General features: G+C 66.9%; 24 protein-coding genes, 1 tRNA gene and 2 pseudogenes. 5 read left to right on the top strand and 22 right to left on the bottom strand.

Annotated elements, in window-relative coordinates; genetic code table 11:
* Nucleotides 1–38: 38 nt before the first annotated feature.
* Entirely contained in the window at nt 39–629 is a 591-nt protein-coding gene (purN, locus tag JM664_RS00760) for a phosphoribosylglycinamide formyltransferase (RefSeq protein ID WP_227417988.1), read from the bottom strand.
* Entirely contained in the window at nt 626–1669 is a 1044-nt protein-coding gene (gene purM, locus JM664_RS00755; protein ID WP_227417987.1) for a phosphoribosylformylglycinamidine cyclo-ligase, read from the bottom strand. The genes purN and purM overlap by 4 nt, the downstream gene beginning before the upstream one ends.
* 114 nt (nt 1670–1783) lie before the next feature.
* Between purM and JM664_RS00750 the strand changes: the two genes are divergently transcribed.
* Nucleotides 1784–1860: transfer RNA gene (locus JM664_RS00750), tRNA-Ile, on the top strand.
* On the opposite strand, the gene JM664_RS00745 is transcribed toward JM664_RS00750, so the two are convergent.
* Together JM664_RS00745 and JM664_RS18945 are read right to left on the bottom strand one after the other, a co-directional pair.
* Nucleotides 1855–2001, bottom strand: a complete 147-nt coding sequence (locus tag JM664_RS00745) for a hypothetical protein (protein WP_227417986.1) — start codon at nt 1999–2001, stop codon at nt 1855–1857. The two genes, JM664_RS00750 and JM664_RS00745, sit on opposite strands and share 6 nt — an antisense overlap.
* Nucleotides 2002–2083: 82 nt before the next feature.
* Nucleotides 2084–2206, bottom strand: coding sequence for an integrase core domain-containing protein (locus JM664_RS18945; RefSeq protein WP_406675754.1), 123 nt, complete (start codon nt 2204–2206; stop codon nt 2084–2086).
* On the opposite strand from JM664_RS18945, the gene JM664_RS00735 reads away from it, so the two are divergent.
* Nucleotides 2193–2360 (top strand): hypothetical protein, encoded by a 168-nt coding sequence (locus JM664_RS00735; RefSeq protein ID WP_227418360.1) that lies wholly within the window; start codon nt 2193–2195, stop codon nt 2358–2360. The genes JM664_RS18945 and JM664_RS00735 overlap by 14 nt on opposite strands.
* A gap of 313 nt (nt 2361–2673) precedes the next feature.
* On the opposite strand, the gene JM664_RS00730 is transcribed toward JM664_RS00735, so the two are convergent.
* The 9 genes and pseudogenes from JM664_RS00730 to JM664_RS18940 all read right to left on the bottom strand — a co-directional run.
* Nucleotides 2674–3423, bottom strand: coding sequence for a creatininase family protein (locus JM664_RS00730; RefSeq protein WP_227417985.1), 750 nt, complete (start codon nt 3421–3423; stop codon nt 2674–2676).
* Between the two features lie 32 nt (nt 3424–3455).
* Entirely contained in the window at nt 3456–4508 is a 1053-nt protein-coding gene (locus tag JM664_RS00725; protein ID WP_227417984.1) for an ABC transporter ATP-binding protein, read from the bottom strand.
* Nucleotides 4498–5508, bottom strand: a complete 1011-nt coding sequence (locus JM664_RS00720; protein WP_227417983.1) for an ABC transporter ATP-binding protein — start codon at nt 5506–5508, stop codon at nt 4498–4500. The genes JM664_RS00725 and JM664_RS00720 overlap by 11 nt, the downstream gene beginning before the upstream one ends.
* Nucleotides 5505–6386: an ABC transporter permease gene (locus JM664_RS00715; protein WP_227417982.1), complete on the bottom strand. Its 882-nt coding sequence runs from the start codon at nt 6384–6386 to the stop codon at nt 5505–5507. The genes JM664_RS00720 and JM664_RS00715 overlap by 4 nt, the downstream gene beginning before the upstream one ends.
* A 13-nt stretch (nt 6387–6399) precedes the next feature.
* The gene (locus JM664_RS00710; RefSeq protein ID WP_227417981.1) at nt 6400–7320 is read right to left on the bottom strand and encodes an ABC transporter permease; all 921 of its coding nucleotides are present in this window, start codon (nt 7318–7320) and stop codon (nt 6400–6402) included.
* Between the two features lie 121 nt (nt 7321–7441).
* The gene (locus tag JM664_RS00705) at nt 7442–9109 is read right to left on the bottom strand and encodes an ABC transporter substrate-binding protein (RefSeq protein WP_227417980.1); all 1668 of its coding nucleotides are present in this window, start codon (nt 9107–9109) and stop codon (nt 7442–7444) included.
* Between the two features lie 20 nt (nt 9110–9129).
* On the bottom strand, nt 9130–10170 hold the full coding sequence (locus tag JM664_RS00700; RefSeq protein WP_227417979.1) for a D-2-hydroxyacid dehydrogenase: 1041 nt from the start codon (nt 10168–10170) through the stop codon (nt 9130–9132).
* A 141-nt stretch (nt 10171–10311) separates the two neighbouring features.
* Nucleotides 10312–11256, bottom strand: coding sequence for a LysR substrate-binding domain-containing protein (locus JM664_RS00695; protein ID WP_227417978.1), 945 nt, complete (start codon nt 11254–11256; stop codon nt 10312–10314).
* Between the two features lie 9 nt (nt 11257–11265).
* A pseudogene (locus JM664_RS18940) lies at nt 11266–11682 on the bottom strand (transposase); the annotation flags it as partial.
* Nucleotides 11683–11887: 205 nt separating this feature from the next.
* On the opposite strand from JM664_RS18940, the gene JM664_RS00685 reads away from it, so the two are divergent.
* The gene (locus JM664_RS00685) at nt 11888–12202 is read left to right on the top strand and encodes a hypothetical protein (RefSeq protein ID WP_227417977.1); all 315 of its coding nucleotides are present in this window, start codon (nt 11888–11890) and stop codon (nt 12200–12202) included.
* Between the two features lie 40 nt (nt 12203–12242).
* Here the strand turns inward: JM664_RS00685 and JM664_RS00680 are convergent, their stop codons facing one another.
* From JM664_RS00680 to JM664_RS00665, 4 genes and pseudogenes are all read right to left on the bottom strand, one after another.
* Nucleotides 12243–12536 carry a hypothetical protein gene (locus JM664_RS00680; RefSeq protein WP_227417976.1) on the bottom strand — a complete coding sequence of 98 codons (294 nt, stop codon included), beginning with the start codon at nt 12534–12536 and terminating at the stop codon, nt 12243–12245.
* 35 nt (nt 12537–12571) lie between these two features.
* Nucleotides 12572–13811 (bottom strand): annotated as a pseudogene (locus tag JM664_RS00675) (IS256 family transposase).
* Between the two features lie 222 nt (nt 13812–14033).
* Complete coding sequence (locus JM664_RS00670) at nt 14034–14189, bottom strand: hypothetical protein (RefSeq protein WP_227417975.1); 156 nt, start codon at nt 14187–14189, stop codon at nt 14034–14036.
* A gap of 224 nt (nt 14190–14413) precedes the next feature.
* The gene (locus tag JM664_RS00665; RefSeq protein WP_227417974.1) at nt 14414–14713 is read right to left on the bottom strand and encodes a hypothetical protein; all 300 of its coding nucleotides are present in this window, start codon (nt 14711–14713) and stop codon (nt 14414–14416) included.
* Between the two features lie 580 nt (nt 14714–15293).
* Between JM664_RS00665 and JM664_RS00660 the strand changes: the two genes are divergently transcribed.
* Nucleotides 15294–15863 carry an NADPH-dependent FMN reductase gene (locus JM664_RS00660; protein ID WP_227417973.1) on the top strand — a complete coding sequence of 190 codons (570 nt, stop codon included), beginning with the start codon at nt 15294–15296 and terminating at the stop codon, nt 15861–15863.
* A gap of 411 nt (nt 15864–16274) precedes the next feature.
* On the opposite strand, the gene JM664_RS00655 is transcribed toward JM664_RS00660, so the two are convergent.
* From JM664_RS00655 to phnD, 5 genes are read right to left on the bottom strand one after another with little or no spacing between them, the layout of a single operon-like run.
* Nucleotides 16275–17189: an HAD-IIA family hydrolase gene (locus JM664_RS00655; protein ID WP_227417972.1), complete on the bottom strand. Its 915-nt coding sequence runs from the start codon at nt 17187–17189 to the stop codon at nt 16275–16277.
* Nucleotides 17189–17992, bottom strand: coding sequence for a phosphonate ABC transporter, permease protein PhnE (gene phnE / locus JM664_RS00650; RefSeq protein WP_227417971.1), 804 nt, complete (start codon nt 17990–17992; stop codon nt 17189–17191). Before phnE (JM664_RS00650) ends, JM664_RS00655 begins: the two co-directional genes overlap by 1 nt.
* Nucleotides 17989–18780 carry a phosphonate ABC transporter, permease protein PhnE gene (gene phnE, locus JM664_RS00645; RefSeq protein WP_227417970.1) on the bottom strand — a complete coding sequence of 264 codons (792 nt, stop codon included), beginning with the start codon at nt 18778–18780 and terminating at the stop codon, nt 17989–17991. Before phnE (JM664_RS00645) ends, phnE (JM664_RS00650) begins: the two co-directional genes overlap by 4 nt.
* The gene (gene phnC, locus JM664_RS00640) at nt 18777–19553 is read right to left on the bottom strand and encodes a phosphonate ABC transporter ATP-binding protein (RefSeq protein ID WP_227417969.1); all 777 of its coding nucleotides are present in this window, start codon (nt 19551–19553) and stop codon (nt 18777–18779) included. Before phnC ends, phnE (JM664_RS00645) begins: the two co-directional genes overlap by 4 nt.
* Before the next feature lie 52 nt (nt 19554–19605).
* Entirely contained in the window at nt 19606–20592 is a 987-nt protein-coding gene (gene phnD / locus JM664_RS00635) for a phosphate/phosphite/phosphonate ABC transporter substrate-binding protein (protein WP_227417968.1), read from the bottom strand.
* Nucleotides 20593–20753: 161 nt separating this feature from the next.
* Here phnD and JM664_RS00630 point away from each other — a divergent pair, with 161 nt between their 5' ends.
* A complete protein-coding gene (locus JM664_RS00630; protein ID WP_227417967.1) occupies nt 20754–21548 on the top strand; it encodes a DeoR/GlpR family DNA-binding transcription regulator in 795 nt (264 codons plus the stop codon).
* The last annotated feature ends 25 nt before the right edge of the window (nt 21549–21573 follow it).

Below are 21573 nucleotides of genomic sequence, written 5' to 3'. Positions count from 1 at the left end.
AGGCTCGTGATAAGCAGGCGGCGCGGGGAAGGAAAGCCTCAGGGCAGACGCACCGGCGTCCGGTCGCCGGCGGCGAAGCGGCGCAGGACGGCCGGGTAGAGCCGGTGCTCGGCCTCCAGCACCCGCGCCGCCAGCGCGTTGGCCGTGTCGCCCGGCAGGACCGGCACCCGCGCCTGACCCAGGATCGGCCCGTCGTCCAGCGCCGCCGTGACCTCATGCACCGTACATCCGGCCTCGGCATCGCCCCCCGCCAGCGCCCGCGCATGGGTGTCGAGCCCGCGGTAGAGCGGCAGGAGGGACGGGTGGATGTTGAGGATACGGCCGGTCCAGCGCGAGACGAAGTCGGCCGAGAGGATGCGCATGAAACCCGCAAGGCAGATGATCTCCGCACCCTCGCGCCGCAGCGCTGCGTCGACCGCGACCTCGAACGAAGCGCGGTCACGATACGCGCGGCGGTCGACGGCCTCTGCCGGAACGCCGCGACCAACCGCCCGCTGGAGTCCCTTGGCCGCCGGATCGCTCGACAGGACCAGCACCGGCCGCGCCGGATGGTCGCCGGTCATGCTGTCGATCAGCGCCGCCATGTTGGATCCCGACCCGGAGATCAGGATGGCCACCCGGCGCGTCACGCGGTGGTGCCCTCATAGCCGATGCCCTTGCCCTCGACGATCTCACCGATGCGGTGGACCGTCTCGCCCGCCTCCGTGGCCGCCGCCGTGACATCCTCGGCCCTGTCCGGCGCCACCACCAGCGTCATCCCGATACCGCAGTTGAAGGTGCGGAGCATCTCGGCCTCGGCCACGCCGCCCTCTTTCTGCAGCCATCCGAAGACCGCGGGACGCGCCCATGCGCCGACGTCGATGCGCGCGCCCATCCCGTCGGGCAGGATGCGCGGCAGGTTTTCGGTGAGGCCGCCACCGGTGATGTGCGCCACACCGTGCACGCCCCCCGCGGCGATGGCGGCGCGGACGGCGCGCACGTAGAGCCGTGTTGGCGCCAGGAAGCTGGCGCCGAGCGCGCCCTCCGCAAATGGCGCGGGGTCGGACCAAGCCAAATCCGCGCGCTCGACCACCCGTCGCACCAGCGAGAACCCGTTCGCATGGACGCCGGACGAGGCGACCCCCAGCACAACGTCCCCCGGCGCCACGTCCTGCGGCAGCGTCCGGCCGCGCTCCACGGCGCCCACTGCGAAGCCGGCGAGGTCGAAATCGCCGGCGGCATAGATGCCGGGCATCTCCGCCGTTTCGCCGCCGATCAGCGCGCAGCCCGACGCGGCGCAGGCCTCGGCGATGCCCTCGATCACCGTCGCCGCGTCGTCCACGTCGAGGCGGCCGGTCGCGTAGTAGTCGAGGAAGAAGAGTGGCTCCGCCCCCTGGCAGACGAGATCGTTCACGCACATCGCCACGAGGTCCTGCCCGAGCCCCGAAAGGTCTCCTGCCTCGATCGCCACGCGCAGCTTGGTCCCGACACCGTCGGTCGCGGCGACGAGCACCGGATCGTCGTAGCCCGCCGCCCGCAGGTCGAAGAAAGCGCCGAACCCGCCGAGCCCGGCAATCGAGCCCGACCGCGCAGTCCGTCGCGCCGCCGGCGCGATCCGCCGCACCAGTTCATCGCCCGCGGCGATGTCGACACCCGCCGCGCGATAGTCCAGCCCGTCGTCGCCCGTCATCCCCAGCCTCCGGATAGCCTGGCCCGTCGCTAGCAACCGGCTTCGCCCGTGTAAATGCGGCCGACCGGTCAGCGCCTTGACCGGTCGGCCCGATCTGCTAATCCGGCCGCTGGAGGGCCTGTAGCTCAATTGGTTAGAGCAGAGCGCTCATAACGCTTTGGTTGGGGGTTCGAGTCCCTCCGGGCCTACCACCTCCATGGGATGCTCTCGCCTGTGCCGGGCCGGCGGCTCTGTTCATAGAGGCAGGTGGTCATCAGCGACCCGAGGACGATGAAGTCGCTGAGAGCGGGAAAGAAGAAGCACTCGATCTCGTTCGGCTCTGGTGCGCCCATTGCGGTGAGCCGGGCCGCATAAAGTCGAACGCCTACGTTCGGCGGCGTCTCGTAGCCGATCGCGGAGTGCGGCCGGCTGTGTTTATCTTCGGCGACCCGGTTCGCGACCTTGTCTTGGGCCTGCTCTAGATCGAAGAACGGCGTCTGGTTGAAGGAGTTCGTCGCGCATTCGCCCGTTGAAAGCTTCGCAGATGCCGTTCTGGATGGGCCTGCCCGGCGCGATGAAATGCCAGACGGCGCCGGCTGCCTCGGTCCCGGCGAAGATGATGTTCGAGTTGAACTCGGTGCCGTGGTCGCTGACGATGCGCTTGGCCTCGACCATGCTCGCGCAGAACCCCGATGATCTGCTCCTCACTTAACGTCGTTCGCTTCATCGTCCGGACCTCCCGTTCGGCCGGACTTGGAACTGAGCCTTGAGCGCCTGCCTTCGATCACCTCGATCACAAGCCTTGTCGGGCGCGAGGGATATCTCCCGAACCTGTCACAGTCTCAGGATTCGCGGGCGGCGGTGCGAATCCCAGGCTTTGCCGCATCGGCAGAATTGAAGCGCCGAAACTTCTCGTGCAGCAGGCGCCCGCTGCGGAGGCAACTGCCCATCGCCATGCCGCCCGTCCGGCAGCCGAACGTGCGAGAGGAGGCTGCCTGCGATGCCACGGCATCAGGCGCCCGCCGCTAGTCGGCGAGGATGAAGGCGCGGTACTGCTCCGCGTGGAAGGCAGCCGCCGTCTCCAGGAGCGCGGCGCCGATCTCGGGGCTGGCGTTCTCGGGGTTGGACTCGATCCGCCCGTCGGGGAAGCGTCGCCGAAAGTCGGCGGAGTTGTAGAAGGTGTGATCCAGCGGCGCGAAGTCCGGCTCGAGCTTGGCCTTCCGGATGTTCGCCGGATCGGCGGCCTGGGCGACCGACACTTCGGCAGCCGAGGCATGGCCGAGTGCCGTGTGACCCGTCAGCTCCAGCGCCCTTGCCTCGCAGATATCGTTCTCGAACCACTTCATCGCTTTGGCACGGACATCCGGCATGGCGCAACCGAAGCGGCGTCGCACGGTCGTGTAGACCTCGGCGAAGGCGGCGTTCAGCGTGGACGTGTTCCCGCCGTGGCCATTCAGGACGTAGAACCGCTCGAAGCCGTGCTCGACCAGCGACAGGATGTAGTCGGTCATGAAGGCGATGTAGGTCGTGGGGCGCAGCGTGATCGAACCTGGGAAGGTCATGTGGTGCTCGGAGATGCCGATCGTCACGGTCGGTCCCACCAGCGCGTCACAAAGATCGCCGGTGCGCCAGGCGATCGTTTCCGCGTCGATATGGTCAGTGCCCATCACGCCGATCGGGCTGTGCTGCTCGGTCGACCCCGTGGGCAGGATGATGCCGCGGGAGCGCTCCAGATAGCGGCCCACCTCTTCGTATGTCGATTGCGCCAGTCGCATCGTCACCCCTCCCTTGGGTCAATTGGTCTCGCCTACTCGGCCGCGATGTCCTGCCCGACACCACGCAGGTCCAGCTCCTCTGCCCGGTGGCAGCTGACGGAATGACCGTGACCGAAGTCGCGCAGCCGCGGCGTCTCGGACCGGCACCGCTCGACGGCATAGGGACAGCGCGGATGGAATGGGCAGCCCGAGGGCGGCGACATCGGACTCGGCACGTCGCCCTCGAGCCGGATCCGCACCCTCGGCCTCTCGGGATCGGCGATCGGGACCGCCGACATGAGCGCTTCTGTGTAGGGATGCAGCGGCTGCTCGAACAGGCGGTCCGTCCTGCCCAGCTCCACGATCCGGCCGAGGTACATGACGGCAACGCGGTTGCTGATGTAGCGCACCACCGACAGGTCGTGGGCGATGAAGAGGAAGGTGAGCCCGAACTCCTGCTGGATATCCTGCAGCAGGTTGATCACCTGCGCCTGGATCGAGACGTCGAGGGCCGAGACGGGCTCGTCCGCGATGATCAGCTTGGGGTTCAGCGAAAGGGCACGCGCGATGCCGATCCGTTGACGCTGGCCGCCCGAAAACTCGTGCGGGTAGCGGTCGACATGCGAAGCGTCGAGGCCGACCGCCTCGATCAGCCGCGCCACGCGGCTCTCGCGCTCGCTGCGGCTCTCGAGGCGCTGGACGCGCAGCGGCTCCGCGATGAGCTCGCCAACCTTCATCCGCGGGTCGAGTGAGGAATAGGGATCCTGGAAGATGATCTGCATCTCGCGGCGCAGCAGGCGGAGTTCGCGGTGCGAGACCTTGGCCACATCGACCATCCCGTCGTCGTCCTCGCGATAGGCGAGGGCCGAGCTTCGGAAGAGGACGGAGCCGCCGCTTGGCTCCGTCAGGCGCAGGATGGAGCGTCCGGCCGTGGTCTTGCCGCACCCGCTCTCGCCGACGAGGCCCAGCGTCTCGCCGCGATAGACGGTGAGGTCGATCCCATCCACCGCCTTCACCTCGGCCACCGTGCGCCGAAGGATGCCCTTCCTGACGGGGAAGACCTTGCGGAGGCCGCTGACCTTCAGGAGCACCTCGTCAGACGGCATCATACATTTCCTCGGTCTCGTCGTGGTGCAGGAAACAGGCGGCACGATGCTGCTCGCCGCCGGCGAGCGCCGGAACGGTCTCCCGGCAGCGCGGCATGACGTGCGCGCAGCGCGGCGCGAAGGCACAGCCGCGGATGTGCTCGGTGGGCTGGGGCACGGTGCCCTCGATCGCCTCCAGCTTCTCGCGATTGCCCTTCACGAGCGAAGGGGCGGAGCGCAGGAGGCCGCGCGTGTAGGGGTGGCGCGGTTGCCGGAAGAGGTCGCGCACCGGCGCGCTCTCGACGACCTTGCCGCGGTACATGACGATGACGTCGTCGGCCATCCCGGCGATCACGCCAAGGTCGTGCGTGATGAAGAGGATCGAGCCGTCAAACTGCTGCCGCATTTCGTTCATCAGGTCGAGGACCTGAGCCTGGATCGTCACGTCGAGCGCCGTCGTCGGTTCGTCGGCGATCAGCAACTGCGGGTTGCAGATCATCGCCATCGCGATCATGGCGCGCTGCCGCATTCCGCCTGAAAGCTGGTGCGGATACTCGCGGAATCTCTGCTCGGGCGCCGGGATGCCGACGGAAGCGAAGGCCGCGACGGCGCGCTCCCGCGCCTCTGCCGCGGGCATGCTGCGGTGCAGGCGCAGCGCTTCGACCGTCTGGTCGCCGATCGTGAACACTGGGTTCAGCGCCGTCATCGGCTCCTGGAAGATCATCGCGATCTCGCCGCCGCGGATCGCCCGCATGCGCCGCCCGTTCGCCGGCAGTTTCACGAGATCCTCGCGTCGCTCGCGACCCGCGAACAGGATCTCGCCGGACTCGATCCAGCCCGGCGGATCGACGAGGCGCAGGATGGCGCGCGAGGTCACCGACTTGCCGCAGCCGCTCTCGCCGACCACGCCCAGCGTCCGGCCGCTCTCGATGCTGAAGCTCACGCCGTCCACGGCGCGTGCGATGCCGCGATCGGTCAGGAAATTGACGCGCAGGCCGCGCACCTCGAGCAGCGGGCTCATGACAGCGCGCTCTTGCGCGAGACGCGGTAGAAGCGGCGCGTGATGCGTCGCGACTTGGTCCGTGGGTTCAGCGTCTCCTGCAGCGCATCGCCCACTAGGTTCGCGGAGAGGACGAAGAGGAAAAGCGCGACCGAAGGTCCGATGATCAGGTAAGGGGCGTTGATCAGGAAGTCCTTGGCCTCGTTCAGCATCTGGCCCCATTCCGGCGTCGGGGGCTGCACGCCGAGCCCGAGATAGCTGAGCGCCGAGGCGTTTAGCACGAAGACGGGCAGGGTCAGCGTGGCCTGCACGATGATCGGCGTCGATATGTTGGGCCAGACGTGGCGGCGCAGGATCCAGGGCCAGCGTGCGCCCGCCGCGACGGCCGCCTCGACGTAAAGCTCCTCCTTCAGCGACAGCGTGACGCCGCGCGAGATCCGTATCATCTCCGGCAACTGCGAGAGGCCCAGCGCGATGATCACGCCGCGTTCAGACGGACCGGCGATGACGACGATGACGATCGCGAGCATGATCATCGGAAAGATCAGCATGATGTCGGTGATCCGCATCACGATCGCGTCCGCGAGGCCGCCGTGGTAGCCCACCATCATGCCGATCGGAACCCCGAGGACGACCGCGAAGAGGATCGCCAGCGTCGTCAGGCGCGCGGTCACCTGCGTCGCGAGTATCACGCGTGAGAGCACGTCGCGGCCGAACTGATCGGTGCCGAACCAGTGCTCCCACGACGGCGGCTGCATGCCGTTGCGCAGGTTCGTCTCGAACGGATCGCCGGGTGCGATCCACTGGGCGGTGATGGCCACGATGTAGATCCCGAGCAGGATCAGCCCGAAGACGAGCGCGACCGGATCGCGGGAGAAGTCTCTGAAGAACTTGCGCAATGCGGCGGCTCCGTCAGTCGTAGGAGACCCTGGGATCGGCCCAGGTGTAGAGGATGTCGACCAGGAGGTTCACGAGGATGAAGATCATGGCGAAGAAGAAGATTGCGCCCTGCATCACCGGCAGGTCGCGGGTCAGGATGGAGTCGACCATGAGCCGCCCCAATCCCGGCCAGTTGAAGATCGTCTCGGTCACCACAGAGCCGCCGAGCGTATGCCCGACTCCAAGTCCGAAGAGCGTGATGATCGGCAGGAGCGCATTGCGCAGCGCGTGGTGGAATACCACGCGACGCTCGGGGGCGCCCTTGGCGCGAGCGGTCGTGATGAAGTCGCGCCCCAGCGCGTCGACCATGCACGAGCGTACCATCCGCGTGAACATCGCCGCCTGATATGCGCCCAACGTGAGGACCGGCAGGATGAAGTGCTGCCAGCTCGACATGCCGCCGATCGGCAGCCAGCGCAGGTACACCCCGAAGAGGTAGATGCCGATGATGCCGGTCACGAAGACCGGCGTGCAGATACCGACCAGAGAAAAGGCCGTGACGCCCTTGTCGACTGGTCCGCCCCAGAACATTGCCGAGAACGATCCGAGGATCAGGCTGACGGTCATCGCGAAGAGCATCGCGCAGCCGGCCAGCGCTGCCGTGTTGCCGATGCGGGGCAAGACGACCTCGAGCACGGGCTGGCGCGTGTAGTTCGAGACGCCGAAGTCACCCATCAGCACGCGTTGCATGTAGGACAGGTACTGGACGTGCAGCGGCTGATCGAAGCCGTAGGCGCGCCTGATGCTCTGGACAAGCTCCTCCGGCGCGTTGTCGCCCGCCATGAGCCGGGCCGGATCACCCGGGATCATGTGGAAGAGCGCGAAGAGGAAGCTGAGGAGCAGGAAGCCCGCGAGCACCATGAAGACGAGGCGGGAAAGGATCAGTCGCGGCATGCGGAACGCTCGATCTTGCGCGGGAGAGCCGCACGCCTGAAGGACCGCCCGTCAGGCCGCGGTGCTGCGGCGGCGCCGCTGCGGCGCGCCGGAGCGGTCTCCCGCTCCGGCACGGTCGGCGTCAACGGCTGATGCCCTGACGCTGCATCTCCTCATGGTCGATCCACGCCTCCGTCGCGGGATAGTTGTCGACGGCGAGGATGCGGTCGCCGTGAACATAGCTCCGCGTGCCCAGCGACAGGTGGAGCGTCGGCAGGTAGATCACCGGCGCCTCCTCGAGGAGCTGCGCCATCCACTGCCGCGTGAGCTCCTTGCGCTCGTCCTCGTCGGTCTCTGTGTGCGCAGCGTCGGCCAGCCGGTCGAGCTCCTCGGAGGAGAAGAACATCCGGTTCGCGCCTGCCGGCTTCCACGCCTTGGTGTGGGTGAAGTACATCATGGGCTCGTCGGGATCCGCCGTCGGGATGCCCCAGCTGAGAAGCGCCATCTCGTACTCCGCATCGTCGGGCGCCTGCGAGACCGCCGAGCTGAACGCCGCGGCCTCCATCACGACGAGCTCGATCGGAATGCCGATCTCGCCCAGAAACGACTGCAGGAGCTGCGCGACCTGATAGTCGCCCTTGGTCGAGCCCTTCCGCGTCCAGAGCGTGAACGCCAGATCCTCGCCGTCGGCGTTCTCGATCGTGCCGTCACCGTCGCGGTCCTCGTAGCCCGCCTCCTGCAGCAGCGACTGCGCCATCTCCGGGTCGTAGGGGAAGATCGAGTCCTCGCCCTCCTGGCGCATGTCCTGGTAGCCGTAGACGCCTTCGGAAAGCGTCGGCGCCTTCGGCACCGTCGCGCCGGATCCGGCGAATACCGCCTGGACCATCCCGACCTTGTCGATCGCGTGGTTCAGCGCGCGGCGGACCAGCACGTCGTCGAAAGGCTCCACCATGTGGTTCAGCACGACGTAGAACTGCCGCGTGCTCGGAACCGTGCGCACGCGGATGTTCTCGTTCAGCTCCAGCCTCGGAATGTCGAAGTCCGACAGCGACACCGCCCGATCAACCTCACCACGCTCAAGCATCGCGGTGCGGGTCGAGGGGTCGGGGACCACGACCATCTTGATGCTGTCGAGGTAGGGCAGGCCTTCCTTCCAGTAGTTGTCGTTGCGCTCGAAGAGGACGTATTCGCCCTTCACCCAATCCGTATGCCTGAACGGGCCAGTCCCGACGATCTGCGTGGCCATCCCTTCCTCGCCCAGCTCCTGATACGCGGTCGGGCTGAAGATGCAGAGCGGCCGGTAAGCGAGGTTGGGGATCAGCGCGGCGAACGGCGCCTCGAGGTGAAAGGCCACCTCATGCTCGCTCACCGCCTCGGCGCGGTCGAAGCCTTCGAGCAGGCTGATGTAGATGAAATCCTGTGCCTTCGCCTCGTTGAAGACGAACGCCACGGCCTCGGCGTCGAACGGCGTGCCGTCGTGGAATTCCACGCCCTCCCTCAGCTTGAAGGTGACGGTCTTCTCGTCCTCCGAGGTCTCCCAGCTCTCGGCTAGCACCGGGACGATCTCGCTTTCCTCGTTCAGCTCCACGAGGTTCTCGCAGGCGTTGAGCCAAACGTCCTGGGCCCCGTTGTCGGTGTTGCGCCCCGGGAAGAGCGAAAACTTCTCGCCCGACTGGGCGTAGATGAGCTGTCCGCCGTACTGCGGCTCGCCCTCCTGCGCCGTAGCCGAAACGATTCCGGCCGCGACGAGCATCGACGCGCCCGTCAGACGTGCGGCGGCCCTCCGTCGTGAATGGTGCTTGGTCTTCATTTTTTCCCCGCTGGTTTGGTTCAGTACATTCTTGTCTTGTCGAAGACATTGATCATTCGATCGGGTTCTCCCGCCACGAAGTGGCGGAGATTCTCGATGAAGATGTCCACGATCTTTTCATTCTCGCTTTCGACGGTGCTCGCGGAATGCGGGCTGATCAGGACGTTCGGCATGTCCCAGAGCGGCGAGTCCTTCGGCAACGGCTCCATCCGTGCCACGTCGAGCGCCGCAAAGCCGATCCGGTCGTCACGCAAGGCCTCGATCAGGGCCTCCTCGTCCACAAGCTGGCCTCGCCCGATGTTTACGAATACGACGCCCGGCTTCATCCGGGCGATCACGCCGGCGTCGATCATGTTCTCGGTGTCGCTCGTGTGCGGAGCGCAGAGCGTCACGCAGTCCGCGCGGGAGACAGCGTCGACCAGCCGGTCCGGACCCATCACCTCGTCGGCGTGAAGCTCGGCGGCGCGCTCGGGTGAGGGGCGGTTGACGACCGACAGCACGTGCATGCCGAAGGCCTTTGCCAAGCGACCTACTTCCGCCCCGACACGCCCGGCGCCCACGACCGCCATCACGCGGCCGCGCAGGTCCGTGCCGCAGTAACGTTCCCATCGGTGCGCCTTCTGCTCTGCGCGCAGATAGTCCAGCCGCTTCGCGTGGATGAGCAGCGCCATCATCGCGAACTCGGCCAGTGGCCCAGCATGCACGCCGCGCGCCGTGCTGATGACCACCGGATGATCGGCGAGCTTGAGCTTGCTGACCAGCTGCCCGACCCCGGAGCTCGTGGTCTGGACCCAGCGGACATTCGGCGCGTCCGCGAGGCCGCTCGCCGGAAAGTCCCATAGGATGGTGGCGCGGCGCAGATGCGCGGCGAACCGCTCTTCCTGCTCCGCCGTCCGGGTGAAGGTGTCGACCCCCTTGTGGTCGGCGACGTAGCGCGTGTCCGGCAGCAAATCCTGATCGCAGACCACTGTGACGCCTTCGGGTGCGGCTTCTCGAATGCGCGAGACATGCTCCTCCTCCAGCGGCGAGGTCACGAGGATAGTCTCACTGTTCGCGCTCAAAATTCGCTCCCTTCGCACTTGCTGCCGTTCCGGGCTGAGGTCGGGCGTGACCGGGCTGGCGCGCCGATTCAGGCTTCTGTGACCAAGGCAGCCTTACATGAGTGAAAGTGATGCACGCTCCACCTCCCCGGTCAACGGATTTCAGGTTGAAGTGGCGCATGCGATCTCGCTGCGGTGAATCTCTCCGCGCAGCCAGGTCTCGAAGGCGACCACGCGCTCATCTCCCCGCTGCGCCTCGGCATGGAGCAGGTAGTAGCCCTGGCGCCGGCGGAGGATTGGCATCGACGCCACGACGAGCGAGCCGCCAGACAACTCGCGCTGGATCATGAACCGGGGGAGCAGGGCGAAGCCGAGGCCGGCGACGGCCGCCTCGATGACCATGATGTAGTGTTCGAGGCCGAGCCCGGACGGTTTCACCGGCTCGATGCCAGCTGCCGCGAACCACTCGTCCCAAGCCTCGATCCGCGTCGTGTGCCGCAGCAGCATCGCGGGGGCAAGGCTGCCCGGATCCAGATCCTCGCCGTAGAGTCGCCGCAGGGACGGCGCGCAGACGAGGACCATCTCTTCGCCCATAAGGCGCGCTGAAACAGCGTTTTTCCACTGGTGATCAAGCCCGTAGCGGATCGCCACGTCAATGGAGCCGGTGGCGAAGTCGACGCGACTCTCCGAAATCGTGACATCGACCTCGAGGTTCGGTGACGCCTGCCGGAGGGTGCCGAGGCGGGGTATCAGGAAACGGATTGCGAAGGTCGGCAGCACATCGACGATCAGCCGCCCCGATGCATGCAGCGCGCGCACCCGGCCGATGCCGCTATCGAGTCTGTCGAAGGCCAGCCGCACATCGCCATAAAGCAGCTCGCCTGCCTCGGTCAGGGACAAGAGAGGCCGACTGCGTCGGAAGAGCGACGTCCCGAGCGCCTCCTCCAGGATCTGTATCGACCGGCTGACCGCGCTTTGCGTGACGCCGAGCTCCGCCGCTGCGCCGGACATCGAACGCACGCGGGCCACGGCCTCGAATGTTCTGAGGGCCGGCAACGAGACACCCGAAAGACCCATGGCCTCATCCCCCAGCCGACCCTCGAACATGCGAGCAGCTCATGGAACGTACCGCCTTGCACGAAGCTCAAGCAATCGCCTGATTGCACTGATCGCGACGCGGCATGGCGGTATGGTCGCAGCAGCTCTGTGCTGTCCTTCACGCCCAATCCATGCGGGCGGATGAGGATTCAGCAGGCCCTCTTCGCGCAATATCAGGATAGCTCCGACCGCCGAATTCTCCGAGCTTCTGTGTGGCTCGAGGACGCGGAGGAAGTATGAGCGCTGCCGCGGTTCTCGGACCCCGCAGTTTCGGATCGCCCAGCCGGTCTTCAGCTCGTGGTCGCCGTAGCCGTTGCTCCAGGTCTGCCGGCCGTCGCCGCGCTCGTATCGGCCAGCGCCGATCAGGCCCTTGACGTCGTGCTCCATCAGAATTGGGACCACCGCCGCGGCTGCCGCGCGCAGAAAGTCGCCCCCAGCATGCCTTGCAGCAGCTCGATCAGGGACAAGACGGGTTCGGTCGTCGAGGTCTTCCTCGACCCGTCCTTATAGTCGCGTAACCCCAAAATGGCCGAGGTCCTTGAGGGCCTCCCCAGGCCATACAGCGAAGCGGATCGGAGTTGACACCGCTTGACCGCGCGAAATTTGGAAGCGAGGCTCGCGTTATCCTGCTGGAGTGCCGATGAGACGATTGACCCTTTGCGCGATCTTCCTGGCCGATCCGTCCGTCGCCCAGCATCAAGACGCGCTTCGACCCTCGAGCGACCTCGCCGCGGTTCTGGCTTCCGAGGAGTACTGCGAGTTTCGCTACGACCAGACCCAGGTGGAGCGCTACATCGTGTTACACCCGGATTTGGGCGAGCCCGGGTCCAGGGAGCGTCTTGCTGCCATGGTCCGAGATCAAGCCTCGATGTTCGACAACCACTCCGCGAGCCAGAAGATCGCGCACTGCGGGTGGATCCGCACGATCGGCGAAGAGGGCGGCTTCCTGAAGTGACAGTCGGTCGCGGTTGGAGAGGGTCGCTCCGGCGGCGGCGTTACAGGAACTCGGCTTGAGCGGGTGGCTTGGCGGGAAACGGCGCGTCGACATCTTCGCAGGCCAGCACTAGCGCGGGTTCCTGGTCGTACCTAGGCCTCGAAGACGTGCCCTGCGAGCGCGCTGCAGTCCCGGCGCCCGAGCACCACGTGATGTGCCGCGCCGACTCGCCCTCGGGTACAGGCGCGGCGTCCACGATCAGCGACGCCACCTCGACCTGCTCGTCGATCTCCCTGTGCAGACAATCATTCGGTCCTTCGACTCCCAGTCGAAGAACGCGGGTCACGTCCGTCAACGTGGTGGAGTTTGCGAGATGGCCTGAGGGCATAATCAGGCGGCTTCCATCGCTACGCTGAGAATGGGGTCGACCTCGCCGGTGTCGATCTTCGAGAAGGCCTCGACCTGCATGTAGCGATGCTGGGTCGCCCACTCGTCGTTCTGTTCGAACAGGACGGCGCCGACGAGGCGCTCGATCGAGGCTTCGTTCGGGAAGATGCCGACGACGTCGGCCCGGCGCTTCACCTCCTTGTTCAGGCGCTCGATCGGGTTCGTTGAATGCAGCTTCGTGCGGTGCTGCGCGGGGAAGGCCATGTAGGCCAGGACGTCGTGCTCGCTCTCGTCCATGAGCGCCGCGAGCTTTGCGCGCGCGCCCGGACCTGATCCGCCACGTGGCGCCAGGTGGCACCGGCTTGCTCCCGGTCGGGCTGGCTGAAGGCTTGGCGGATTGCGGCCGCGACGACCGTGTGCTGGCCGCGCGGGACGTGTGCCAAGGCGTTCCTGATCCAGTGAACCCGACACCTTTGCCAGGTGGCTTCGAACACCCGCGCGATGGCGGCCTTGAGGCCGGTGTGAGCGTCGCTGGTCACCAGCTTCACGCCGCTGAGCCCGCGCGCCTTGAGGCCGCGCAGAAACTCCGTCCAGAACGTCTCCGCCTCGGACGGCCCAGTGCCGAGGCCAATGATCTCGCGGCGCCCGTCGGTATTGACCGCCACGGCGATTATGGCTGCGACCGAGACGATCCTGCCGCCCTGCCGCACCTTCAGATACGTCGCGTCGAGCCAGAGATACGGCCAGTCGCCGGTGAGCTGGCGGTTGAGGAACTCGCCGACGCGCTCGTCGATGGTGAGCCATGGGTCGCCATCGGTTCGAGAGCCATGGCGAACGCAGAGCTTCGACACCGTGCTCTTCGAGATGCCGCTGAGCTCCATCGCCTGCACGAGCTCGTCGACCCGGCGGGTCGAGACACCGCCGACCCAGGCCTCCTGTATGACAACGACGAGAGCCTTCTCGGAGGTCCGGCGCGGCTCGAGAAAGCCCGGGAAGTACGAGCCTTGCCGCAGCTTCGGCACGCGCAGGTTCAGCGTCCCGAGCCGGGTGTCGAGCGCCCGGTCCGGTAGCCGTTGCGCCAGGTCGTGCGCCCCTCGGTGCGCTCGTGTCGACCGGCCCCGACCACGCCCTCGACGTCGGTCTCCATGAGCAGTTGCAGGACCGCCTCGGCGACGGCGCGGAGGAAATCGCCCTCATCGTGCTTCTCAAGCAGCTCGGAGAGCGACATGCTGGTCTTGGTCATCGGCGGTCCCTTCGGTGACAGGTTGAAGTCGGCAAACTCCACCCTGACCGTACACCTTGATGGCCACCCCGCTTACACCGCCGACAACAGCGGAAATTCCACCACCACCGCGGACACTAACAACGCGAGCGTAGCCCAGTGAAAGGCGCCTATGGCCTCGAGCTGCGCCGCCGATACCTTCTGGTCGACGCTCCGCTCCGCTTTCTGTCAAATCGCGACGCTTCAGCGCGCTCGCCGGTCCAGGTGGTCCCGCACGCCCGTCGCGACCACCGCGAATTCGGCGAGGCCGGAGAGGGCAGCGCCGGTGCCGCCGAAGATCGTCACGAGGCGTCCGCGCGGCTCGGCAATTGTGTCGTCGGGTTCAGCGCCCGTCGTCACCGACTTGGTTCCTCTGCGTTCGATCCGGCGCGACATCGACCCTCCGGCGACAGATCAGAACCGCGATCTTCGCACCTGGTTCAGCCACGAAAGTCACGAGGACCACTTCCGCCCGCGACTCGTTCGCGAGCGAGTTCATGCTCGCCAACGGTGCGATGGATGAGCAGTTCCTCGGGCCTGCGGTGCCTTGTCGATCGGCTGTGTTGCTTCGGGTCGGCCGGCCCTCAGGTCACCGTCAGCAGCAGCATCACGCTCAACGTCGCAATGCGAGCAAGATCGGCGTGCGCGGCGGGACCCTGGTAGTGCGAGGCCGCGCGCCAGACGCCAACCACGGCAAGCACGTTGTAAGGCACCGATGGGCCATATTCCAAGAACAGCGCCGCCCACGGGCGGTCGGCTGAGATCAAGGCGAGAAACAGGATGCTGGTGGTCAGGTTAACCGCGAGACCGATGGTGATCGCCCAGGTCCAGAAGGCCTCCTTGAGGGGCAACTCGCCCAGCCAGACCGAACGCAGCTTTCTCATGCCGCATGTGTAACCGGATCTGCTCGCCGACGCGAAGGCCGCAGAGGCCGGAGGGCACATGCGCCAGCAATCGGCTTCGCCCTGAAACTTCCACGAAAACCCCACGCTGTTTCGAGCGACGGGGCGATCTGCCCGGATCATGTCCCGGTGGTGTAGGAACGCCCACATTCGGAAAGACCCGGGCCTGATCAGGACGCTATGGCGGGCAGCCTGATGGTAGAACTGTCGATGCGCGCGAGGCTCTCAAGCGACATGCAGCGTAGCGCCACGGCCAATACGTCGCTGGTCTCGAGCGGTTCGCCATGAGGCCGGTCGACGTATACGTCGACGGTTCGAGGCCCACCAGAACCTCAGCGTCGACCTGATCGGCCCGCAACCGGCCTACGATCCTGCCTGCGCCGTAGCGCGGCGCCTCCTCAGTGACGCCGACGAAGGCATGGGCAGCGAGAGACGAGCCGGTGTCAGCCATACCGACTCAAGAAGAGACGGCTTCTGGAGGAATTTCGCCTTCCTGGAATCCACGCCTTCAACCTTGCCCCCAGTCCCGCTAGCCTGATCGCAAGGAAGCCGGGAGAACGTGATGGCACAGTTGGTCGGCATCTCCGGAAGCGTGCGCGAAGCGTCGCTCAACTCAGCCTTGCTTCGCGCCGCTGCAGAGGTGCTGCCCGATGGGCATCACCTGGACATCAGGTCCATCCGCGGGATCCCGATCTACGACGGCGATCTCGAGGCGGAGCACGGCGTTCCCGACCCGGTCACTGCGCTGAAGGACGCGATCGCTGCCTCCGACGGGCTGATTATTGCGACGCCGGAATACAACAACTCGATCCCGGGACCCCTCAAGAACGCGATCGATTGGCTCACGCGCCCGCCCGCCGACATCGCGCGGGTGTTTCGCAACAGACCGGTGGCGCTCATGGGTGCTTCGCCCGGCGGGTTCGGGACCACTCTCGGTCAGGCTGCATGGCTTCCGGTGTTGCGCACGCTCAGGGCAGACTTCTGGAGCGAGGGCCGGCTGCTCGTGTCCCGCGCGAAGGGCGCCTTCGACGACCACGGACGGCTGATCGACGATAATGTCAGAGATCAGCTGGACGAGTTCATGCAAGCCTTCGCGGCCTATGCCGCGTCACGAAGTGCGGCCCGCTCCTAGTGACGGATAGCCGTTCGCTGGTTGTTCAGGTGACATATGGACGTCATCGACCTTGCCGCCCAGACAGATCATCCCCTGTTCCCGCGATCCGGGGCGGAACGAGACGGCGATCGCGGCCTCGACTTCGCGAGTCGGCTGGCGCCGTGCCTGCAGGCTCCAATGGCCTCACGCCCGGGCCGCGCGCCGCGCCACGTTGCGGGCTCCACGCGCGGCCTGCTGAAGACATCGGTGGGGCGCTACTGCGGACTGAAGCTTGAACCTCACTGTAAGATGTCAGCCGAAACCAGCCGCGGATCGAGCCGCCTCAAGAAGGCGGGCCGCGAGTCCCGGTTTAGCCATCTCGGCATTCCCAGGGGCATGCCTTGGAACGAAGCAGTGTCTGGGCCTTTTCGGAATACCAGCGGCGGCGCCTCATGTCCTCTCCACCACGAAGTCGGGGGTGATGCCTGAGGTCGCTATGGCCGCGGCGACGTCCGAGCCGGCGAGCGAACCGAAGGCGGTGACAAGTGCCGTGGCCAAGCCCATCGATCGGCCACCGAGGATGTCGGTGTGCAGCGTGTCGCCGACCATCAGGATCTTTTCCGATGCGGGGCTCGGGTGAAGCCGCGACAGCGCCAGGTCGTAGATTTGGCGGAAGGGCTTGCCGAAGAACTCCGGCCGGACGCCGGTGGCGTCGGCGAGGCGGTGGGCGAAGTGGCCGGGCTCGAGCGACAGGCCGCCCTCGCGCGGGGCCACGATGTCGGGATTGCCGACCAGCACCGGACGGGGGCGTTCGCGCAGCGCCGCTTCCAGCCGGGCCTGCCGCGCCTCGGTCCAGCCCTCCGACCCGACGAGCAGGAAGCCCTCGGCCCAGTCGTAGGTCAGGGGCGCGTCGTCGAGGAAGCGCGCCTCGAGCGCCTCGAATTCCTCCAGCCCGTAGCCCTGCGCGAGCATCAGGCCCCAGCGCCGCTTGGGCTGGCGGTCGAGGTGGCGCAGGAGCGCCTCGCGGCTCGACACGACCTCGTGCGGGGCAAAATCGAAGCCGAGGCGGGCGTACCGCGCCATCATTGCTCGCTTCGGATAGCCGGCGGAGTTCGTGACGACCATCGTCCGCTTGCCCGCGCGGCGCAGCTCGGCCATGCGCTCGGGAGCTCCGGGGATCGCCTGTTCTCCCACATTCAGGACGCCATAGGCGTCGAGCAGGATGAGGTCGTAGGGCGCCGCGATGTCCGCGAGCGTCTCCGCCACTTGCGGCGTCACGGAATGCGGACCCGGACTCGGCAGGCGGTTGCGCACCGACACGTAGGCTTCGAACGCCCAGGCGGGCGTCGCCGCTGTGGCGGTCATCACAGGATGCGGCGGCGCAGCCAGGCCGACACGATCTCGCCCATGATCACCAGTGCCAGGATCGCCAGCAGGACAGTTGCCGCCTCGCGCCAGTTGAAGGTGTCGATCGCGCCTTGGAGGATCAGGCCAATGCCGCCCGCGCCGACGAGGCCGAGGACCGTCGACTCGCGCAGGTTGATGTCCCAGCGCAGGATCGAAACCGCCCAGAAGGTAGGCATGACCTGCGGCACGATGGCGTAGGCGATGACCTTGAAGCGCGAGGCGCCGGTTGCCTCAAGCGCCTCGACCGGGCGCTTGTCGATCTCCTCGATCGCCTCGCCGAGCAGCTTGCCGACGAAGCCGATCGAGCGGAACATGATCGCGACGATGCCGGCAATTACTCCGGGGCCGAAGATCGCGACGAAGAGGAGCGCCCAGATGATCGTGTTAATCGAGCGCGACGAGACGAGGATGAACCGGCCGAGCCAGAGCGTGGCGTGGTTCGGCGTGGTGTTCTGCGCGGCGAGGTAGGCCACCGGCAGCGACAGGATTACCGCGAAGGCGGTGGCGATGGTGGCGATGTTCACCGTCTCCCACAGCACCTGCAGAATGGTGGAGAGATTGGTGGGATCGGGTGGATACATCCGGCCGAAGAGGTCGCCCATCTGCTCCGGCGCGTCCCAGACCCACGCCCAAATGATCTCGATCGAACCGAGCGCCCAGCCGATGGCCAGCGCGATCACGGCAAAGGCAGCGTAGCGCGTCATCCGCTGGCGCGGCGTGAAGCGCGTCCAGTCGTCGCGTCCCAGGTCGGCGAGCGTCATATCTTCTTCCTGATCCAGCCGCTGAACGCCTCCGACAGGAGGATCGCGGCGACGATGACCATGGTGATGGCCAGCGCGAAGTCATAATCGTAGCGGCCAAAGGCGTTGGCGAGCGTCGCGCCGATGCCGCCGGCACCGACGATGCCGACGACGGCGGAGGCGCGCAGGTTCGAGTCGAGCTGGTAGATCGTCAGCCCCACCTGCCGCGGCATGATCTGCGGAAAGATCGCGTAGAACAGCGTCGAAAAGTAGGGCGCGCCCGCCGCCCGCATCGCCTCGACCTGGCCGAAATCGATCTCCTCGATCCGCTCGGCAAGCATCTTGGCGACGAAGCCGATGGAGTAGACGATGAGCGTCAGCACGCCGGCGAAGGGGCCAAAGCCCACGGCCTTGACGAAGATGATCGCCACGATCACCGGGTGGAAGCTGCGCGCGACGATGATCATCGCCCGGCCGAGGTAGAAGACCGGCAAAGGCGCGATGTTGCGGGCGGCCATGAAGGCGATCGGGATCGACAGCAGCACGCCGCCGGCGGTGGCGAGAATAGCAATCTTGAGGCTCTCCAGAAAGCCGTCGATCAGGAGCCCGCTGCGCTCGAAGCTGGGCGGGAAGGCGCCGCCGAAGATGCGCTGCGCCCGGACCAGCCCCTCGGCCACCCGCTGCCAGTCGATCGGCAGCGCCGCCAGCGTCCAGACCACATAGACGATGGCGCCGATGTAGACGCCCCAGCGCAGGACCGGGTTCGAGATGAAGGGCGGCCGCTGCCAGGTGTCGGGGTGCGTGCTCACGAGGCCTGCCTCATGTCGCCGGCGCGGTCGGCGGCGGGACTTCCGGAATAGATCCGCTCCATCGCCTCCTCGTCGAGCGCAGCGGGCAGATCGTCGAAGATGATCCGGCCGTAGCGCATCCCGACGATGCGATCGGTGTATTCCCGCGCCTCGTGCACATTGTGGATGTTTATTAGGACCGGCAGCCGCAGCTCGCGCGAGAGGTCGCGGAGGAGGCCCATTATCTGCTCCGACGTCTTGGGGTCGAGCGAGGCGGTCGGCTCGTCCGCCAGCAGGATCTCCGGCTTCTGCATCAGCGCGCGGACGACGCCGACCCGCTGGCGCTCGCCGCCCGAGAGCTCGTCGGCGCGCTTGTTGGCGTAGTGCGCGATGCCGACCCGCTCCATCAGCTCGTAGGCGCGGCGGACGTCCTCGCGCGGATAGCGGCGCATGATCGCGGCCCAGGTCGAGATATAACCCAGCCGGCCCGACTGGACGTTCTCCATCACCGTCAGCCGGTCCACCAGGTTGAAGCTCTGGAACACCATGCCGATCTTGCGCCGCGCCTCGCGCAGCTGCCGGCCGCGCAGCCGCGTGAGCTCGGTCCCGTTCAGGACGATCGAGCCCGAGGTCGGCTCGACGAGCTTGTTGATGCAACGCAGCAGCGTTGACTTGCCCGCGCCCGACGAGCCGATGATCGAGACGACGCTCTCGCCCGGGATCTCGAGGCTCAGGTCCTTGAGCACCGGGTCGCCACCGCCGTAGCGCTTCACCAGATCGGTGATCTTCAGCATGGTCCGTCTCCTGTGCGGGTCCGGCCAATGGTCGCGGCCGGACCCCATGACATCATTCGGCCGCGAGGCCCTCGGGCGTGTACTGGACGCCATTGGCGGCCTGGATCTGGCGGATGATCGCCCAGTCGTCCTGGTAGGTGATCGGGACGAATTGGCTGACGCCGGTGAACTCCTCGCCGAGCGCGGTGCCCTCGAAGTCGAAGGAGAAGAACGCCTCCTCGATGCTCTCCTTCAGCTCCGGCGCGAGGTTGTGGGCGTAGGCGTAGGACGTGGTCGGGAACGGCTGGCTCTCCCAGACGATGCGGACCTCCGCCGGGTCGTAGAGGCCGCGCTCGGCCATCCGGTCGACCACCTCGGACGCCACCGGCGCCGCGTCATAGTCGCCAGCGACGACGCCCAGCATCGACTGGTCGTGGCTGCCTGAATAGATCACCTCGTAATCCTCGTCCGGCGTCACGCCGAGGTCGGGGAAGAGGGCGCGGGGCGCCTGGTTGCCGGAGTTCGACGTTGGCGAGGTGTGTGCCACCCGCTTGCCGGCGAGGTCCGGCATCTCCTGGATCTCGCTGTCGGCCTGGGTGTAGACCTGCAGCGTGTAGCCGAAGCGTCCGTCGTCGGAGCCCATGATGGCGAACGGAACGGCGCCGGCGAGGTTCACCGCGAAGGGCGTCGGCCCGGTGGAGAAGCCGGCAATGTGCAGGCGACCCGAGCGCATCGCCTCGACCTCGGCCGAGTTCGATTGCACCGCGAAGAACTGCACGTCCTTGCCCGTCACCTCCTCGAGGTGCTGGATGAACGGCTCCCAGATGTCCTCGTAGATCGCCGGATCCTCGACCGGGGTGTAGGCGAAGACGAGCGTGTCGGGGTTGACGAGTTGGCTGTCGTCCTCGGGCGCGTCGGCGACTAGATCGCCGTCGGCGTCGCAGTACATCTGGTCGAGTTGGCCACGGTTCGAGCACTCCTCCTGCGCGATGGCCGTCGTCGCGCCGAGCGCGAGAGCCGCCAGCATCGATCCGCCGAGGATGGCAGGGTCTCTGAGCATCTTCTTCTCTCCTCCTGATTGGTCGACTCCGGTCGTCTTGAGTGCGTCCGGATCAGCGCGAATAACAGCATCGCGGCTTGCACTTCGCAACATCCTTGTCAGCGAAAGTTGGGATGATCCACAGTGCCGCGACGAGAGGGCCGGCGCGAGGAGGCGCGGCGATGGGCGAGACCACCGGCATGCGCCGGCTGCGCAAGACGGAGCGGCGCGACCAGATCCTGCTGGAGCTGCGGCTGAAGCCGCACGTCCGCATCGCCGAACTCGCCACCCGCTTCGGCGTCTCCTCCGAGACCGTCCGTCGCGACGTGGAGGAGCTGAGCCGCACGGGTCTCATCAGCCGGGCGCATGGCGGGGCTTCCGCCGCGCCGCCCGGCCTGCGCCCGGACTTAGACGCCCGCAACCGCGCGCGCCTCCCCGAGCGCGAGCGGATCGGCCGCCTTGCTGCGAGCCTGGTGCAGGACGGCGACACGCTGATGATCGACGCGGGCTCGACGACGCTGCAGCTCGCGCGCTTTCTTGCCTTTGCCGGGACCGCGGTCGTGGCGATCACCAACAGCCTGCAGGTGGCGATGGCCCTGGGCCAGAGCCGCGGCGCGCGGGTGGTGCTCTGTCCGGGCGACTATCTTCCGGCGGAGGCTGCCGTCACCGGACCGGAGGCGCTCGACTTCATCGGCCGGCACAGCGTGGACAAGTGCCTGCTCGGCGCGGCCGGGTTGGACGACGGCGGCGTGAGCGAGGGCGTGGCGGGCTTCGCCGCGATCAAGCGCGCCATGCTGCGGCAGGCCGCGGCGCCGCACTTCCTGATCGACGCCAGCAAGTTCGGTATGCGCCACCTCGAATCGGTCGCGGCAATTGGCGCCCTCGGCACGGTCATCGCCGACCGCGAGCCGCCGCCCGAGCTTGCCGGCGCGCTGACAGAGGCTGGCGTGCAGGTGTTGCTTGCGCCTGGCACGTGACGGGTCGCAGAACTTTGACAAGCCT

This window comes from Roseitranquillus sediminis, assembly GCF_016918935.1.
Classification (GTDB): Bacteria; Pseudomonadota; Alphaproteobacteria; order Rhodobacterales; family Rhodobacteraceae; genus Roseitranquillus; species Roseitranquillus sediminis.
The sequence above is the reverse complement of the archived record's forward strand: the minus strand, read 5'-3'. Positions and strand labels throughout refer to the sequence as shown.

Excerpts from the sequence above, each read along its gene's own strand:
- purM (WP_227417987.1), bottom strand. The coding sequence starts at position 1,669 with ATGACGGGCGACGACGGGCTGGACTATCGCGCGGCGGGTGTCGACATC.
- JM664_RS00745 (WP_227417986.1), bottom strand. The coding sequence starts at position 2,001 with ATGGGCGCACCAGAGCCGAACGAGATCGAGTGCTTCTTCTTTCCCGCT.
- JM664_RS00735 (WP_227418360.1), top strand. The coding sequence starts at position 2,193 with ATGCCGTTCTGGATGGGCCTGCCCGGCGCGATGAAATGCCAGACGGCG.
- JM664_RS00730 (WP_227417985.1), bottom strand. The coding sequence starts at position 3,423 with ATGCGACTGGCGCAATCGACATACGAAGAGGTGGGCCGCTATCTGGAG.
- JM664_RS00725 (WP_227417984.1), bottom strand. The coding sequence starts at position 4,508 with ATGCCGTCTGACGAGGTGCTCCTGAAGGTCAGCGGCCTCCGCAAGGTC.
- JM664_RS00720 (WP_227417983.1), bottom strand. The coding sequence starts at position 5,508 with ATGAGCCCGCTGCTCGAGGTGCGCGGCCTGCGCGTCAATTTCCTGACC.
- JM664_RS00710 (WP_227417981.1), bottom strand. The coding sequence starts at position 7,320 with ATGCCGCGACTGATCCTTTCCCGCCTCGTCTTCATGGTGCTCGCGGGC.
- JM664_RS00705 (WP_227417980.1), bottom strand. The coding sequence starts at position 9,109 with ATGAAGACCAAGCACCATTCACGACGGAGGGCCGCCGCACGTCTGACG.
- JM664_RS00695 (WP_227417978.1), bottom strand. The coding sequence starts at position 11,256 with ATGTTCGAGGGTCGGCTGGGGGATGAGGCCATGGGTCTTTCGGGTGTC.
- JM664_RS00685 (WP_227417977.1), top strand. The coding sequence starts at position 11,888 with ATGAGACGATTGACCCTTTGCGCGATCTTCCTGGCCGATCCGTCCGTC.
- JM664_RS00665 (WP_227417974.1), bottom strand. The coding sequence starts at position 14,713 with ATGAGAAAGCTGCGTTCGGTCTGGCTGGGCGAGTTGCCCCTCAAGGAG.
- JM664_RS00660 (WP_227417973.1), top strand. The coding sequence starts at position 15,294 with ATGGCACAGTTGGTCGGCATCTCCGGAAGCGTGCGCGAAGCGTCGCTC.
- JM664_RS00655 (WP_227417972.1), bottom strand. The coding sequence starts at position 17,189 with ATGACCGCCACAGCGGCGACGCCCGCCTGGGCGTTCGAAGCCTACGTG.
- phnE (WP_227417971.1), bottom strand. The coding sequence starts at position 17,992 with ATGACGCTCGCCGACCTGGGACGCGACGACTGGACGCGCTTCACGCCG.
- phnC (WP_227417969.1), bottom strand. The coding sequence starts at position 19,553 with ATGCTGAAGATCACCGATCTGGTGAAGCGCTACGGCGGTGGCGACCCG.
- phnD (WP_227417968.1), bottom strand. The coding sequence starts at position 20,592 with ATGCTCAGAGACCCTGCCATCCTCGGCGGATCGATGCTGGCGGCTCTC.
- JM664_RS00630 (WP_227417967.1), top strand. The coding sequence starts at position 20,754 with ATGGGCGAGACCACCGGCATGCGCCGGCTGCGCAAGACGGAGCGGCGC.